The sequence below is a fragment of the Actinokineospora sp. HUAS TT18 genome, assembly GCF_051364635.1.
Classification (GTDB): Bacteria; Actinomycetota; Actinomycetes; order Mycobacteriales; family Pseudonocardiaceae; genus Actinokineospora.
Genome location: NZ_CP195645.1, coordinates 5,887,002 through 5,902,226, shown reverse-complemented (window position 1 = coordinate 5,902,226; position 15,225 = coordinate 5,887,002). Strand labels below are relative to the sequence as shown.

The window sequence follows — 15,225 nt, the reverse complement described above, 5'->3', positions numbered from 1 at the left end:
CGGGGGAGCCACGCCGGTCGAACGCGCGTTCGAGCTGGTTCTGTCGGGGGTATGGGGTAGATCTTTCTCTGCATACACCGATCCATCGAGGAGGTCGCCCCGTGACCGCCGTGCTCGGCACCGTCGCCGCCGTGCTCGTGCTGCTGCTCGGCGCCGCCACCATGCTCTTCTGGCGGCTCTACACCGACAGCGTCCGCCGGGCCGACGCCGCGCGCGCCGAAGTCGAGGCCGAACGCCGCCGCTCCGACGCCCACCAGGTCGCCCTGCGCCGCTACGAGGTCGCGTTCGCCTCGATCAGCGGCCGCGGCGAGCTGGGTGAACAGGTGCTCGTCGAGACAGCGCGGGCGCTGGGCTTACGTGAGGGCCTGCACTTCAGCGTGCAGACCGACGTCGCGGGCGGCGGCGCCGTCCGGCCCGACCTGCTCTTACTCGTCGGCGCCGACCGCCGGGTCCCGGTCGACGCCAAGATGAGCCTGGCCTGCTGGGCCGAGGCCGTGGAGACCGACGACGCCGAGGAACGCCTCGACGCGCTGCGGGTCCACGTGCGCAACATCCGCTCCCGCGCGGCCGACCTGGCGGGCAAGGGCTACCAGCGCTGGGCCGACGCGATCTACGGCACGATCATGTTCGTCCCGTCCGACGCCGCGGTCGTCGCCGCGCTCGACACGGACCCGGACCTGATGCGCTGGCTGCTGGACCGCCGCGTCTTCATCTGCGGCCCCACCGGCTTCGCCGTGATCGCCTCCGCGGCCCTGTTCGCCGCCACGGAGCGCACCATCGCCGACGACGTCACCGCCGTCCGCTCCCGCGCCGCCGCCGCCCACCGCGCAGCGGGCCAGGCGGTGGACGCGGTCAACCTGTCCAGCACCCACCTCCAGCGCTTCCTGTCGGCCCGCCGCCGCGAACTGGACGCGCTGGAGCTCTTCCGGACCACGGTCACCCCGCTGTCCGACGCCGCCGCAAGCCCGACACCGGTGCCGGGCGTGCGGAGGGTCGAGGAGTCGGTGGTCAACGGCCACGAGATCGAGGAGGTGCTGCCGTTCGACACGCCGAACTGAGGCGGCCGGATTAAGCCGTTCGGCTTATGCGAGGGCTCACATGACGGACCGGTTAGTCGCGGGATGACAGCGACCCAACACCGACGGACTAACGTGTACCGACGTGACCGCGACTCGCGATCGCCACAGCGATCTAGATGACGACCACGTGGAACCCGCGTGGGACGAGCGACCGATCTTCGGCACGTCGCGTGGCCTGCCATGGTGGGGCGCGGTGCTGCTGGCGTTCGGGCTCGCGCTCGTGGCCGCCGTGATCGACATCCAGCGGCAGGACACGCTCGGGAAGATCTACCAGGGCGCCTACATCCTGGGCTGCGTGGCGGCGGTGTGCCTTGTGCGCAGACGCAACCTGTTCGGCCCGATCGTGCAGCCGCCGCTGGTGTTCGCGGTGACCGCGGTCGGCACGATCATGGCCCTGTCGGCCAAGTCGGCCGACGGCGGCCTGAAGGCCCAGCTGTTCAAGATCGCACTGCCGCTGACCAGCAACTTCCCCACCATGGGCATCACGACCGCGGTGGTACTGGCCATCGGCCTCGGCCGCCTTTTCCTCCAGCGCGACCCCGACCCGAAGACCTCCGCGCGCAAGCGCCCGGCCGACGACGATGACGACGTCAAGCCACGCCCCGCGCGCCCCCGCCCGGACGAGGCGGCCGACGACCCGTTCGACGAGGTCCCCGTCCGCAGGCCCCGCCCACCCCAGGACGACCGCCGCCGCACCCCGCGCCCCCGCACGGGCGAGGACCGCCGCCCGCGCCCCGCGGAAGACCGCCCCCGCGACGACCGCCGCACCGCGGACCGCCCCGCCCGCGACGACCGGACCCCCCGCCGAGGCGACCCCCGCCCCGCCCGCGAGGACCGCCCCCGCCGCCCCCGCGACGAGGACCGCCCGCGTCCCCCGCGCGACCGCGCCGCCGACCCGAACCGCCCCCGCGAAGACCGCGGCCCCAAGCGCCAGCCCCCTCGCCGCCCCCGCCCCGAGGACCGCTGACCCGCACCGCCGACGACCGCTGAATCGCGCGCGCAACGCCTGGCCCAGGACGCCCCGGCTTAACAGCGCACCCGCCTCAGACACTCTGTGCCGCGCTGACTCGAACCCGCGAGGCTGCGCGAACCGAACGTGAGTCGGGAACCTCTCCGCCGAAACGCGAAAGCGCCCGGACACCTAGAACCCAAGAGGTGGTGTCCGGGCGCTTCGATGTCGTGATCAGTCGCGGGCGGGCTTGAGGTCCTTGCGGAGCTCCGGCGGCAGCGCGAACGCGATCTTCTCGTTCGCCGTCGTCACCTCGTCGACCTGCCCGAATCCCCGCTGGGCCAGCCACGCCAGCAGGTCCATCACCAGGTTGTCCGGCACCGACGCCCCACTGGTCACCCCGACCGTGGTCACGCCCTCCAGCCAAGCCTCGTCCACCTCGTGCGCGTAGTCGACCAGGTAGGACGCCGACGCCCCGGCCAGCAGCGCGACCTCGACCAGCCGCTTCGAGTTCGACGAGTTCGTCGACCCCACCACAAGCACCAGGTCGCACTCCGGCGCCATGGCCTTCACCGCGACCTGGCGGTTCTGCGTGGCGTAGCAGATGTCGTCGCTGGGCGGGTTCTGCAAGTCGGGGAAGCGCTCGCGGAGCTGGTCGACGCGCTCCATCGTCTCGTCGACCGACAGCGTCGTCTGGGAGAGCCAGATCACCTTCGACGGGTCGCGCACCACGACCTTGTCGACGTCCTCCGGCCCGTCGACCAGCTGCACGTGGTCGGGGGCCTCGCCCGCGGTGCCCTCGACCTCCTCGTGGCCCTCGTGGCCGATCAGCAGGATGTCGTAGTCCTCGCGCGCGAATCGCTTGGCCTCGAAGTGGACCTTGGTGACCAGCGGGCACGTCGCGTCGATGGTGCGCAGGTTCCGCGCGGCGGCCTGTTCGTGCACGGCCGGGGACACGCCGTGGGCGGAGAACACCACCATCGCGCCCTCGGGCACCTCGTCGGCCTCGTCGACGAAGATGGCGCCGCGTTCGCGCAGCGTCTCCACGACGTGGCGGTTGTGCACGATCTCCTTGCGCACGTACACCGGTGGACCGTAGGTCTCCAGTGCCTTCTCGACGGTGATGACGGCCCGGTCGACACCGGCGCAGTAGCCGCGCGGCTTGGCGAGCAACACACGCTTGGTCGCAGAAGTCATGCCACCAAGGGTACGGGGCCCACCGATGTGGCCGGTGTCTCCGGCCGCGTTCGCTGTGCAGAACGGCTGGACTCGGGCAGGCTAGAGGCATGAAGTCTCTCCCCCTGCCGCTGCGCCTCGCGGCCGGTATCGCGGTCACCGCGGTCGAGCGGGCCCGCGACCTGCCCACCAAGATCGCCGGTCTGCCGGTGACGGTGGCCAGCCAGGCCCTGCAGGTGTCGATGCGGGTGCAGCAGCACGTCACCGAACTCGCCATCAAGGGCGACGAGGTGCTGGCCGCGCTGCGGCCGGTCGAGGAAGCCCCGGACTGGGCGACGTTCGACGAGGACGTCGACGACGTCGACCACGCGCGGCCCGCGTTCGATCGGGTGGTCGACGAGCCCGAGGACGACCCCTGGGAGCAGGAGGAGCAGGCGATCACCGTCGCGGCGACCCCGCCGTCGGCCGTCCCCAACTACGACGAGCTGTCCCTGCCGCAGCTGCGCGCGCGGTTGCGGCAGCTCTCGGTCGGCGACCTTGAGGAAGCCCTGGCGCACGAGCGCGCGGGCGAGAACCGGCCCGAGTTCGTCGGCATGCTCACCCGCCGCATCGCGACGGTGCGCGACCAGACGTGACGGGACCCACCGCAGAGGAACCGTGGCCGGTCCGCACGGTCGCCCGCAAGATCTCCGAGTGGATCAACCGGCTGGGCACGGTGTGGGTGGAGGGCCAGCTCACGCAGATCTCCGCGCGCCCCGGCACCGGCACCGCGTTCCTGACGCTGCGCGACCCGGCCGCCGACGTGTCGATGACCGTCACCTGCCCGACCGGGATGCTGCGCCAGCACGAGCCGCCGCTGACCGACGGCACGCGAGTCGTCGTGCACGCCAAGCCGACGTACTTCATGAACCGCGGCACCATCAGCCTGCGCGCCGACGAGATCCGCGCGGTCGGCATCGGCGAGCTGCTCGCGCGCATCGAGCGCCTGCGCCGCCTGCTGACCGCTGAGGGCCTGTTCGACCCGCGCCGCAAGCGCCGCCCGCCGTTCCTGCCGAAGAAGGTCGGCCTGATCACCGGCCGCGCCTCCGCCGCCGAGCGCGACGTGCTCGTCAACGCCAAGGCCCGCTGGCCCGCGGTCGAGTTCCGCGTGGAGAACGTCGCCACGCAGGGCGCGCTCGCCGTCCCGCAGATCCTCGACGCACTGTCCGTTTTGGACAGAGACCCGGCCGTCGAGGTCATCGTGATCGCCCGCGGCGGCGGCAGCGTCGAGGACCTGCTGCCGTTCTCCGACGAGGCCCTGTGCCGCGCGGTGTCGGACTGCAAGACCCCGGTCGTCAGCGCGATCGGCCACGAGCCGGACACCCCGCTGCTCGACCACGTCGCCGACGTGCGCTGCTCGACGCCGACCGACGCGGGCAAACGGGTGGTCCCCGATGTCGCGGAGGAGTCGCTCCGGGTACGCCAAATGCGTGATCGTGCCCGCCGCGCCCTGCACGGCTGGGTGGACCGCGAACGCAGGCTGCTCGACTCGCTGCGCAGCCGCCCGGTGCTCGCCGACCCGCTGACGCCGCTGGTGAGGCGCGCGGAGCAGGTCAACGGCCTCACTGAGCGGGCCCGCCGCGCGCTGCTGGGCAGGCTCACCGCCGAGCAGTCGGCGCTCGCCTCGACGCGCGCCCGCTTGACGACCCTGGGGCCAGCCGCCACGCTTGCTCGCGGGTATGCGGTCGTTCAGCACACCGACACCGACGGGACTCCCCGGGTTCTCCGCTCCATCGAGGACGCACCGGAGGGCACCCGTCTGCGAATCCGGGTCGCCGACGGCGCGCTGCACGCGGTCGCCACGGGCGACCGGGACGAAGTCGTCGAAGGGAGGTAGCCGTGACCGCTCCACGGCCCGCGGTGTCCTATCGGGAGCCGTCGTTCCTGCCGCTGACGGTCTCGACCGCCTCCACCGTCGCGCCCAGGACCCCGGTCCACGCCATCGCCACCCGCGTCGACGCCGCCGCCGCCGAATGCTGGACGGCGCTGCTGGCGGGCTGCGACGCCGCGGTCCGCACCCGCCTGCCCGGCCGCATGCGCGAGCTGGCCGAGGCCACCTCCGTCTACGCGGGCCCCGCGTGGTGGAACGGCGACGGCGCCTGCCATCAGGGCCGGATAGACCGCGCCCGCGCCCGCATCGAGGAAGCCGTCGCCGACCGCGACGGCGCCGACTTCGCCGAGGCGTTCGTCGGCTACGACCAGGCCGTCGCCACGGCCCTGGTCCGAGTGCACAACCGATTGAGGAGCCCCCGTTGACCGACCCCGGCTACGAACAGGCCCGCGACGAGCTGGCCGAGGTCGTCGCCAAGCTGGAAGCGGGCGGACTGTCCCTAGAGGACTCCCTGGCCCTCTGGGAACGCGGCGAGGCCCTGGCCAAGATCTGCGACCGCCACTTGGCGGGCGCCCGCGAACGCATCGAAACCGCGTTGGCCGCGGTCGAGGCCGAAAGCGAATGAGTAACCCGCTCTCCTAGGAGCGCGGTAGCGGAGTGGCCGCCAAGACAGCCGTCGCCATTGTGCGGAAGTCGGCCTCGGTGCCGCTGCCGGTGATCACCAGCGTCGCCCCGTCCACCTCCACCGCCCAAGCCTTCTCGTCCCGCCGCCCCGGATAGACCTGCCAAGACCGCCCGCCTGCCTCGACCGTCCCCGAAGCCTTCGAGTCCGCCGAGCCCGTCTCCAGATGCACGACATCCTCCGCCGGAGCGCCCGACTGGGTCAGCTGCACGAACCGCCCGGGCGTCAGCCACCCGACGCGGACGGCGATCGACGTCGCGACCGGGCCAGAGCTCGACGAGTTCGCGCGCCACTCCGAGGGCAGCGACGGCAGCCGGATGGGGAAGTCGGCCGACGAGGCGTAGCGGGTCAGGTCGGCGCGGGCGTCGACCGTCGGGGTGGTGGCCGAGTCGGTGTCGGGGGTGCCGGGGCTGAACGAGCAGCCGCGGTTGAAGAACAGCAGCGCGCCGATGATCAGGAGCAAGGCCGTCAACGAGAGGATCATGTCCCGCAGGCCGTGCTGGGACCGGTCGCGCTTCTCTGCCACGCGGCCATCGTCGCAGGCGGGGGCCGTGACGAGGGGCACGGGGCCGCGGATTCCGCTTCCGGGGGTCTGATCTGGGAAGATGCGCAGTGGTCTGGAAACCCGATCCGGGAGGCAGAATGAACACCTCGACCACCAGCCCCGCCACGCGCCGCCGGGAGGCACCCGATCGGAACCTGGCGCTGGAGCTGGTCCGGGTCACCGAGGCCGCGGCGATGGCGGCTGGCCGCTGGGTCGGCCGCGGCGACAAGATCGGTGGCGACCAGGCCGCGGTGGACGCGATGCGCAAGCTCGTGCACACGGTCTCGATGCGCGGTGTCGTCGTCATCGGCGAGGGCGAGAAGGACGAAGCGCCCATGCTCTACAACGGCGAAGAGGTCGGCAACGGCGACGGGCCCGACTGCGACGTCGCCGTCGACCCGATCGACGGGACCACTCTCATGGCCAAGGGCATGCCCAACGCCATCGCGGTGCTCGCGGTCGCCGAGCGTGGGGCCATGTTCGACCCGTCGGCTGTCTTCTACATGGAGAAGCTCGCGGTCGGGCCCGAGGCCGCCGACGTCGTCGACATCACCGCGCCGGTCGCCGAGAACATCCGCCGGGTCGCCAAGGCCAAGCACTCCGACGTCTCCGACGTCACGGTGTGCATCCTCGACCGGCCGCGGCACGAGAACCTGATCCACGAGGTCCGCGAGGCGGGCGCGCGCATCCACTTCATCTCCGACGGCGACGTGGCGGGCGCCATCTCGGCCGCCCGCCCCAACACCGGCGTCGACCTGCTGCTGGGCATCGGCGGCACGCCGGAGGGCATCATCGCCGCTGCGGCGCTCAAGTGCATGGGCGGGGCGATCCAGGGCAAGCTGTGGCCGAAGGACGCCGAGGAGCGCGCCAAGGCCATCGACGCTGGTCACGACCTCGACCGCATCCTGTTCACCGACGACCTGGTCAGTGGCGACAACGTGTTCTTCTGCGCCACCGGCATCACCGACGGTGACCTTCTGCGCGGCGTGCACTACCGGGCTGGGGGATGCACCACTCAGTCGATCGTGATGCGCTCGAAGTCGGGCACGGTCCGCATGATCGACGGCTTCCACCGGCTGACCAAGCTCCGCGAGTACTCCTCGGTCGACTTCGACCGCAGCGGCAGCGACGACGAGGAACTGCCCCCGCTGCCGTAACCGCGACCGGCCCGTCCCGTTGACCGGGACGGGCCGATAACGGAATGGTCGCCCTTGGCAACGTTTCGCGGTCGGCGGGCGTCTTGTGGTCGAGAGACTAAGTGCGTTGAGCCGGTGAGGAGCCGACATGCGGGTCAGCAAGGCGATGTTGGGGGCTTTGATCGTCGGGATGGCTCTGCTGTCCGCGTGCGGGACGACGGAACAGCCCGTCGCGAGCGTCGGTGACACCACCACCACGGCGCCGACCACGACATCCACCAAGACGACGACCGTCGAGCCGACGACCACCACGACGGTCGCGCCCACGACGACGACGACCACCACCACGAAGCCCCCGGTCACCACGACCACCAAGCCCAAGCCGAAGCCGACGACCACCACGAAGCCGCCCGCCCAGCCCTCCGAGGGCACCCCGTGCAAGGCGACTGCGGCCGCGTGCATCGACCTGTCGGCCAACCAGTCTTGGCTGCTCAAGGACGGCAAGGTCGTCTACGGCCCGGTCCCGATCACCCACGGCCGCCCCGGCTACCGGACGCCGGTGGGGACGTTCAAGGTGGGCTGGAAGGACATCGACCACAAGAGCAGCCAGTTCAACAACGCGCCGATGCCGTACTCGGTGTTCTTCAACGGCGGCATCGCCTTCCACGCGGGCAGCCTGAAGGTCCAGTCCCACGGCTGCATCCACCTGTCGAACGCGGCGGCCCAGAAGTACTACAACTTCCTGCCGGTCGGCGCGATCGTCCAGGTCGTCCCGTAGTCAGCACGAAACGCCCGGCTGGGTCTCCTTGGACCAGCCGGGCGTTTCGCGTATCTGGGGTCACTCAGCGTTGCTGGAGTGGCCCGGGAAGAGGTGCGCGTCGGGGTTGAGGGCGACCGCGATGTTGTTGACCGCCGTCGCCGCCTCACCGAACCCCGTCGCGATCAGCTTCACCTTGCCCGGGTAAGCCGCGACGTCCCCAGCCGCGTAGACCCGGTCCCGAACCGTCCGCATCGTGGTGTCGACCGAGATCGAGCGGTGGTCGATCTTCAGGCCCCACGACTCGATCGGGCCGAGGTCGGCGGTGAAGCCCAGCGCGGCCACCACGGCCTGCGCGGGCAGCACCTCCGTCGAGTCCCCGACCTTCACCTCGACCTCCTGCAGCCCCGACTCCCCGCGCAACGCCGTGACCTGGGCGTCGGTGATGATCCGCACGCCCAGGTTCTCCACCTGACGGACCGTGGCGGGCATGGCGCGGAACTTGGCGCGGCGGTGGACGAGGGTGACGCTGCGGGCCACCGGGTGCAGCGCCAGCGCCCAGTCGAACGCCGAGTCGCCGCCGCCGACGATCACCACGTCGTGGTCGCGGTAGACGTCGAAGGACGGGACGAAGTGGACCATGCCGCGGCCGAGCCAGCCGTCGCCGGCGGGCAGCGGGCGCGGGGTGAACTCACCGATTCCGGCGGTGATCAGGATGGCGCCCGCGCGCACGACGGTGCCGCCGTCGAGGCCGACCTCGAACTTGCCATCCACTTCGGACAGCTCGTGGGCGCGCCTGCCGAGCAGGTAGGTCGGCTTGAACTGGTTTGCCTGCTCGACCAGCGAGTTGATCAGGTCGCGGCCGCGCACGGCGGGGAAGCCCGCGACGTCGAAGATCTGCTTCTCCGGGTACATCGCGGTGACCTGGCCGCCTGGTTCGGGCAGCGAGTCGACGACGACCGTGCTGAGTTCGCGGAAACCGGCGTAGTACGCGGCGAACAGGCCGGTGGGGCCCGCACCCACGATGAGCAGGTCGACATCGATCGGAGCCGTCATGGCCCCAGCCTATGTGCCGAAGCTGACCATGCCCAGCTTCCAAAACGGGGTGAGACTGGACGGTATGGCCGACTATCGCATCGAGCACGACACCATGGGCGAGGTCAAAGTCCCCGCCGACGCCCTGTGGCGCGCGCAGACCCAGCGCGCCGTGGAGAACTTCCCGATCTCCGGGCGCGGCCTCGAACGGGCGCAGATCCGCGCCCTCGGCCTGCTCAAGGCGGCCGCGGCCAGGGTCAACGCCAAGCTGGGCGTGCTCGGCCACGACACCGCCGACGCCATCGCGGCCGCCGCGACGGAGGTCGCCGACGGGGCGCACGACGCGCACTTCCCGATCGACGTGTTCCAGACCGGGTCCGGCACGTCGTCGAACATGAACGCCAACGAGGTCATCGCGACCCTGGCGACCCGCGCCCTCGGCCGCGACGTTCACCCGAACGATGACGTCAACGCGTCCCAGTCGTCCAACGACACCTTCCCGACCACGATCCACGTCGCGGCCACAGAGGCCGTCGTCGAGGACGTCATCCCGGCGTTGTCGCAGCTAGCGAAGGCCATTGAGTCCCGCGCGACGCAGTGGGCGGACGTGGTCAAGTCGGGGCGCACGCACCTGATGGACGCCGTGCCGGTGACCCTGGGCCAGGAGGCGGGCGCGTGGGCCGCGCAGGTCCGCTACGGCGTCGAGCGGCTCGAGGCGGTGCTCCCCCGGCTCGGTGAGCTGCCCATCGGCGGCACCGCGGTCGGCAGCGGCCTCAACGCCCCCGACGGCTTCGGCGCCGCGGTCGCCGCCGAGCTGGCCGCTGTCACCGGCCTGCCGCTGACCGAGGCGCGCGACCACTTCGAGGCGCAGGCCACCCAGGACTCCGTGGTCGAGGCGTCCGGCCAGCTCCGCACGGTCGCGGTGTCGCTGTTCAAGATCGCCAACGACCTGCGCTGGCTGGGTTCCGGGCCGCGCACGGGCCTGGCCGAGCTGGCGCTGCCGGACCTGCAGCCGGGGTCGTCGATCATGCCGGGCAAGGTCAACCCGGTGATCCCGGAGGCGACGATGATGGTCGTGGCCCAGGTGATCGGCAACGACGCGACCGTGGCGTTCGCGGGCAGCCAGGGCAACTTCCAGCTCAACGTGATGCTGCCGGTGATCGCGCGCAACGTGCTGGAGTCGGCCCGGCTGATCGCCGCGGTGGCCCGGCTGCTGGCGGAGAAGGTGATCGCGGGTGTGGAGCCGGACGTCGAGCGGCTGCGGGAGCAGGCCGAGTCGTCGCCGTCGATCGTCACCCCGCTGAACAAGTACCTCGGCTACGAGGAGGCGGCGTCGATCGCCAAGCAGTCCCTCAAGGAACGCCGCACGATCCGCGAAGTGGTGCTCGAACGGGGCCACGTCAAGGACGGCAAGCTGACCGAGGCCCAGCTCGATGAGGCCCTCGACGTGCTGAGGATGGCCCGCGGCGGCCGCTAGGACTTCAGTCCGACCACGCAGCCCGCCGACACGACCAGCGCGCCCACCACGGCCGCGCTGGTCAGCGGCTGCGCGCCCAGCGCCACCACTAGGCCGGACACCGGCATGGCCCCGATCAGCACGGCCGACCGCCCGGCGCCGAGCAGCTCGACGCAGCGGTACCAGAGGCAGAACGCGACGACGGTCAGCCCCGTCGACCGCCACGATCGCGACGGACTCGGTGCCGGTCGGCAGCCGCGCGGTCTCGAACGACGCGGCCAGGCCGATCCCGGCCACCACCGCGATCGTGTGGCACCACAGCGCCACCGGGAACCCGCCGAGCCGCTGATCGGCCCGACCGCGAACAGGGTGAACGACGCTTCACCCAACATGGTGAGGATGGCGAGGAAGGCGCACCCGAGGGCGCCTGACCCACCCCCCGGCGGGTCGGCGTGGGCACGGTGATCGTCATGAACCGAGAATCGTGGACCAGTGGCCCCTTCAGAAGGACCACATCCGGGACGAACCTTTGGTCCCCTTGGCCAAGTGAGCCCCGTCACTGGTTGGACGGAAGTGGACCAGACGTAGGCTCGGTTGACGTGCCGCCACAGTGGTCCACTTTCCGGGAACTCCTGCTCTATCGGCGCCGGAGTCGCGCAGCTGCTCCGGACTCCCATACCCGCGCATCAGCACCCCGACAACCCAGCCAGCGCCGTCAAGCTCTTGGCACGCTGAGCAACGAGGAGTCGGCCGCGGGCTCCACCGCGAGCTCGCGGCCGTCGGTCTCAACGCCCCGCCCTCGTCGTCGGCTACGCGGCGACCTCCCCGAACCGGCTGCGTGCCGCGGTCGCCGAGATCAGACGCTGCACACGTCCACACTGGACTCAAGGATGATCTTGACGAGGATCCCGGACGCGTTGAACTGCATGCGGTACAAAGCTTTCGGGTTTCCCGGCACGTGCACCGTCGGACCGTGCGCGTAGTCCATGTGCGCGGGGTCGAAGTCGGGGTAGGTCGCGGCCACCTGCGCGGCGGTCCAGCCGACGTGCATGCCCTCCGGGGTGTGGATCCACGCCTCGGCCTTGGGGTGGATCGCGAACACGCCGTGTTCCTCGCTCACCACGGCCTGGTCGAGCGCGGTGATCGGCAGCGCGGGCCAGGGCGCGCAGAGTTCGCCGTCGCCTTCGAGCGTGCGGTCGAGCATGCCGAGCGCGTCGGCGGCGTCGGCGGACATGCCGAGCTTCAGCGTCTGCCAGCCGAACGGGCCGATGACGTCGTTGCCGCCCGGAGCGGGCTTCGGCGTCGGCTTCGACGTGGTCTTGGTCGGTTTCGCCTGCGCCTTCGACGGGCTCCGCATGGTCTCCACTTCGGACGGACGCGGGACCGGCGTGGTGGCCGGGATGGCCACAACGGGCGAGGACTGCGGCGCGGCGGCCGGTTTCGGGGCCGCGCACCCCGCGACGCCGATGACCGCGCAGACACCGAGCGCTACCCGTGCGATGACTCCCATGGAAACCCCTCTTGTGGTCTCGTCGTGCTCCCACCGGGAAAGACGGCCATCCCCCGCCGAGGTTGCGGGATGTCGGATTCGCCTGATCGGGGCAAGATGACCTCATGGTGCGACTCGCGGATGTGGTGTCCGTGTCGGCGGAGGTCGGCGCGACTCGGTCCCGGCTGGCCAAGGTGGCCGCGATCGCCGGGGCGTTGGGCAAGGCGGAGGGCGCGGCCGAGGTGGCCGCGGTCGTGGCGTTCCTGGCGGGCGCGATCCGGCAGGGCCGCATCGGCGCGGGCTGGCGGTCGCTGTCGGACCTGCCGTCCCCGGCGGCTGAACCAGGGTTGACGGTGACCGAGGTCGACGCGGCGTTCACCGAGATCGGCGCGGCGCGGGGCGCGGGTTCGGCGGCGGCGAGGTCGGCCGCGGTCGCCCGGCTGTTCGCCGCAGCCACCGCCGATGAACAGCGGTTCCTGCGCGCGCTCGTCACCGGCGAACTCCGCCAGGGCGCGCTGGAGGGCGTGATGCTCGACGCGGTCGCCCAGGCCGCTTCGGTCCCCGCCGAGGTGGTGCGCCGGGCTTTCATGTTGTCCGGGAAGCTCCCCGAGACCGCCGCGATCGCGCTGGACGGCGGTGTCGACGCGCTCAACGCCGTCCGGTTGGAGTTGGGCAGGCCCGTCCGCCCGATGCTGGCTTCGCCCGGCTCGTCGGTGGGCGACGCGGTGGCCGACCTGAGCCCGTGCCGCATCGAGTACAAACTGGACGGTGCGCGCATCCAGGTGCACAAAGTGGACGACGAGGTCCGCGTCTACACCCGCACGCTGCGCGAAATCACCGACAGCGTCCCGGAACTGGTGGACCTGGTCCGCAAGCTGCCGTGCCGCACGGTCGTCCTCGACGGCGAGACCCTGGCGCTGACCGACGAGGGCCGCCCCCGCCCGTTCCAGGAGACGCAGAGCCGCTTCGGCAGCACGACCGAGGAACAGGTCCGCGCGCTGCTGCTGAGCCCGTACTTCTTCGACTGCCTGCACCTCGACGGCGAGGACCTCATCGACGAGCCGCTGTCGAAACGCCACGTGGCCCTGAGCCGCGCCGTCGGCGACCACGTCATCCCCGGCGCCGTCGACCCACCCCCGATCGAGGCGGAGGCATTCGGCGCGTCGGCGCTGGCCGCGGGGCATGAGGGCGTGATGGTCAAGAGTCTGGATTCGACGTACCAGGCGGGCCGCCGGGGCAAGGCGTGGCTGAAGGTCAAGCCGGTGCACACGCTGGATCTGGTCGTGATCGGCGCCGAGTGGGGGCACGGGCGTCGGACCGGGCTGTTGTCGAACCTGCATCTTGGCGCGCGCGATCCGGATGGCGGGCCGCCGGTGATGGTGGGCAAGACGTTCAAGGGGTTGACGGACTCGCTTCTGCGCTGGCAGACGGAGGAGTTTCCCAAGTACCAACGGGAGTCCGACGAGTGGGCTGTCTACTTGCGACCGGAACTCGTGGTCGAGATCGCGCTGGACGGAGTGCAGGCCAGCACGCGGTATCCGGGCGGTGTGGCGCTGCGGTTCGCCCGCGTGCTGCGGTATCGCCCCGACAAACAAGCCGCGGACGCCGACACGATCGCCGACGTCCGCGGTCTGCTGCCGGCGGCACAGGGCTGAGCCTCCGGGGTCGTTCGGTGGTGGTCCGGGCAGGGTTCCGGACCACCACCGTGATCAAGCTCGGCGGGTCGCCGCTGTGAAAGCCACCGCGCCGATGCCGATCACGAGGGTCCCGAGCACGATCCAGGGAGCCGTGGACCCTTGTGTGCCCCGGTCCGGGGCCACCTGGGCGCTCGGGAGTGCGTTGCCGTAGCCGCCCGCGGTGCCCGCCTTGTCGTAGGCGGAACCCGGGAGCTTGTCGGCGTAGCGGGCGCTGACCTGCCGCTGGTACTCGGCCACCGTCATCGCCTTGCCACCTGCCAGCGGGTGGACGCTGTTGCCCACCACCGCGTACCAAGAGTTCGTCTGCGGCTCACGCAGCAGGGTGCCGCCCTGGGGCACCTTGCGGGCCTGTTGGAACTCGATGTCGCCGGAGGCGATGTTGGCGACCACCCACGAGCCGCCACCGTCACGCACCGTCCACACCGCCGCGCCGTCCGCGGGCACGGCCAGGTAGCTCAGCTTGCCCACCTTGCCCGACCGGCCGGCGACGAAGTCCGCCGACAGCTCGTACACCGCGACCGGCGAACCGCCGACCGAGGCCGAGCGGTTGACGAACTGGCCCACCTTCGCCTTGACGTCCGGTGCCGTGGCCGCGCGCTCGGCCGCGGCCAGGTCGGCGGCCGTGACGTCGCCGGGGTCCGCGCTCGCGTTGCCGCCGAAACCCGCGACCGCCAACGCCGTCAGCGTCGCGATGAACACGCTTCTGATCATGGCCGTCACCCCGAGATCCCGGTCAGCGTGTGCGTCCACGCGAAGCTGGAGTTGTTGACGTAGTAGTTGTAGGTCGCCCAGTTGTAGCGGTAGCTGCTGGGCCACGGATCGCCCCAGTAGACCCAGCTCTTGGCCGAGTCGTAGCCGTAGAGCACGTGCATGTGACCGCCGCCGGACTTCCAGCCGATGCGGGTCTCGATGGGCCGTTCGGCGTTGAGCTGGGTCTGGATCGCCGAGTAGGTCAGGTAGTTGTAGATGTAGCTGCCGGGGCTGGGGAACCCGAGTTTGTAGAAGGCGTTGCGCACCTGGGCCAGGTCCGCTTGGTCGTTGGGGCAGGCGTAGGCGGTGCTGCGGTTCTTGGCCAACGCGCAGAACGTGTTCTGGCTGACCGAGTAGCCGTGGTGCCCGGCGATGGACACCCCGGACGCGGACCAGCACCAGTTGGTCTTCTCTTGGGCTTGCATCGTGAAGGAGAACGAGGCGGTGGCGGCCACCGCCGGCGTCTGACCAACCAGCCAGGCGAGCAGGGCCACGAACGTGGCCGCGAGCGCCGAGCGGGTAGCAGGTCTGGTCATCAGGCCTCCTGAGAGCGCCGATAAGGAAGTGCGCTCAAGGTGCGACCGGATGGCCGATGGGAACAAGAG

Annotated in this window: 17 protein-coding genes; 10 read left to right on the top strand and 7 right to left on the bottom strand. The window is 71.2% G+C overall.

Features of this window, described 5'->3' with window-relative positions; all coding sequences use genetic code 11:
* The first annotated feature begins 161 nt into the window (after positions 1-161).
* A complete protein-coding gene (gene rmuC, locus ACSHT8_RS27420; protein ID WP_436502194.1) occupies positions 162-1,058 on the top strand; it encodes a DNA recombination protein RmuC in 897 nt (298 codons plus the stop codon).
* A 103-nt stretch (positions 1,059-1,161) separates the two neighbouring features.
* Positions 1,162-2,046 (top strand): DUF6542 domain-containing protein, encoded by an 885-nt coding sequence (locus tag ACSHT8_RS27415; RefSeq protein WP_436493778.1) that lies wholly within the window; start codon positions 1,162-1,164, stop codon positions 2,044-2,046.
* 216 nt (positions 2,047-2,262) lie between these two features.
* Here ACSHT8_RS27415 and ACSHT8_RS27410 read toward each other — a convergent pair whose 3' ends face one another.
* Positions 2,263-3,225: a 4-hydroxy-3-methylbut-2-enyl diphosphate reductase gene (locus ACSHT8_RS27410; RefSeq protein ID WP_436493777.1), complete on the bottom strand. Its 963-nt coding sequence runs from the start codon at positions 3,223-3,225 to the stop codon at positions 2,263-2,265.
* An 89-nt stretch (positions 3,226-3,314) separates the two neighbouring features.
* On the opposite strand from ACSHT8_RS27410, the gene ACSHT8_RS27405 reads away from it, so the two are divergent.
* Genes ACSHT8_RS27405 through ACSHT8_RS27390 form a run of 4 tightly spaced genes read left to right on the top strand, consistent with a single transcriptional unit; the run spans position 3,315 to position 5,699 of the window.
* Positions 3,315-3,839, top strand: a complete 525-nt coding sequence (locus ACSHT8_RS27405) for a lipid droplet-associated protein (RefSeq protein WP_436493776.1) — start codon at positions 3,315-3,317, stop codon at positions 3,837-3,839.
* Entirely contained in the window at positions 3,836-5,080 is a 1,245-nt protein-coding gene (gene xseA / locus ACSHT8_RS27400) for an exodeoxyribonuclease VII large subunit (RefSeq protein WP_436493775.1), read from the top strand. Before ACSHT8_RS27405 ends, xseA begins: the two co-directional genes overlap by 4 nt.
* A 2-nt stretch (positions 5,081-5,082) precedes the next feature.
* A complete protein-coding gene (locus ACSHT8_RS27395; RefSeq protein ID WP_436493774.1) occupies positions 5,083-5,499 on the top strand; it encodes a sugar ABC transporter substrate-binding protein in 417 nt (138 codons plus the stop codon).
* Positions 5,496-5,699, top strand: coding sequence for an exodeoxyribonuclease VII small subunit (locus ACSHT8_RS27390; RefSeq protein WP_436493773.1), 204 nt, complete (start codon positions 5,496-5,498; stop codon positions 5,697-5,699). The genes ACSHT8_RS27395 and ACSHT8_RS27390 overlap by 4 nt, the downstream gene beginning before the upstream one ends.
* Positions 5,700-5,712: 13 nt before the next feature.
* Here the strand turns inward: ACSHT8_RS27390 and ACSHT8_RS27385 are convergent, their stop codons facing one another.
* A complete protein-coding gene (locus tag ACSHT8_RS27385) occupies positions 5,713-6,282 on the bottom strand; it encodes a DUF4245 domain-containing protein (RefSeq protein ID WP_436493772.1) in 570 nt (189 codons plus the stop codon).
* 116 nt (positions 6,283-6,398) lie between these two features.
* On the opposite strand from ACSHT8_RS27385, the gene glpX reads away from it, so the two are divergent.
* The gene (glpX, locus tag ACSHT8_RS27380) at positions 6,399-7,457 is read left to right on the top strand and encodes a class II fructose-bisphosphatase (protein ID WP_436493771.1); all 1,059 of its coding nucleotides are present in this window, start codon (positions 6,399-6,401) and stop codon (positions 7,455-7,457) included.
* A 127-nt stretch (positions 7,458-7,584) separates the two neighbouring features.
* The gene (locus tag ACSHT8_RS27375) at positions 7,585-8,214 is read left to right on the top strand and encodes a L,D-transpeptidase (protein WP_436493770.1); all 630 of its coding nucleotides are present in this window, start codon (positions 7,585-7,587) and stop codon (positions 8,212-8,214) included.
* A gap of 60 nt (positions 8,215-8,274) precedes the next feature.
* On the opposite strand, the gene ACSHT8_RS27370 is transcribed toward ACSHT8_RS27375, so the two are convergent.
* The gene (locus tag ACSHT8_RS27370) at positions 8,275-9,249 is read right to left on the bottom strand and encodes an NAD(P)/FAD-dependent oxidoreductase (RefSeq protein ID WP_436493769.1); all 975 of its coding nucleotides are present in this window, start codon (positions 9,247-9,249) and stop codon (positions 8,275-8,277) included.
* Between the two features lie 64 nt (positions 9,250-9,313).
* Here ACSHT8_RS27370 and ACSHT8_RS27365 point away from each other — a divergent pair, with 64 nt between their 5' ends.
* Entirely contained in the window at positions 9,314-10,705 is a 1,392-nt protein-coding gene (locus ACSHT8_RS27365; RefSeq protein ID WP_436493768.1) for a class II fumarate hydratase, read from the top strand.
* Here ACSHT8_RS27365 and ACSHT8_RS27360 read toward each other — a convergent pair.
* Together ACSHT8_RS27360 and ACSHT8_RS27355 are read right to left on the bottom strand one after the other, a co-directional pair.
* A complete protein-coding gene (locus ACSHT8_RS27360; protein ID WP_436493767.1) occupies positions 10,702-11,076 on the bottom strand; it encodes a hypothetical protein in 375 nt (124 codons plus the stop codon). The two genes, ACSHT8_RS27365 and ACSHT8_RS27360, sit on opposite strands and share 4 nt — an antisense overlap.
* 464 nt (positions 11,077-11,540) lie before the next feature.
* Positions 11,541-12,194 carry a hypothetical protein gene (locus tag ACSHT8_RS27355; protein WP_436493766.1) on the bottom strand — a complete coding sequence of 218 codons (654 nt, stop codon included), beginning with the start codon at positions 12,192-12,194 and terminating at the stop codon, positions 11,541-11,543.
* Positions 12,195-12,301: 107 nt separating this feature from the next.
* On the opposite strand from ACSHT8_RS27355, the gene ACSHT8_RS27350 reads away from it, so the two are divergent.
* Entirely contained in the window at positions 12,302-13,828 is a 1,527-nt protein-coding gene (locus ACSHT8_RS27350; protein ID WP_436502193.1) for an ATP-dependent DNA ligase, read from the top strand.
* 54 nt (positions 13,829-13,882) lie between these two features.
* Here the strand turns inward: ACSHT8_RS27350 and ACSHT8_RS27345 are convergent, their stop codons facing one another.
* The gene (locus ACSHT8_RS27345) at positions 13,883-14,581 is read right to left on the bottom strand and encodes a hypothetical protein (protein ID WP_436493765.1); all 699 of its coding nucleotides are present in this window, start codon (positions 14,579-14,581) and stop codon (positions 13,883-13,885) included.
* A 5-nt stretch (positions 14,582-14,586) separates the two neighbouring features.
* The gene (locus tag ACSHT8_RS27340; RefSeq protein ID WP_436493764.1) at positions 14,587-15,156 is read right to left on the bottom strand and encodes a papain-like cysteine protease family protein; all 570 of its coding nucleotides are present in this window, start codon (positions 15,154-15,156) and stop codon (positions 14,587-14,589) included.
* Between the last annotated feature and the right edge of the window lie 69 nt (positions 15,157-15,225).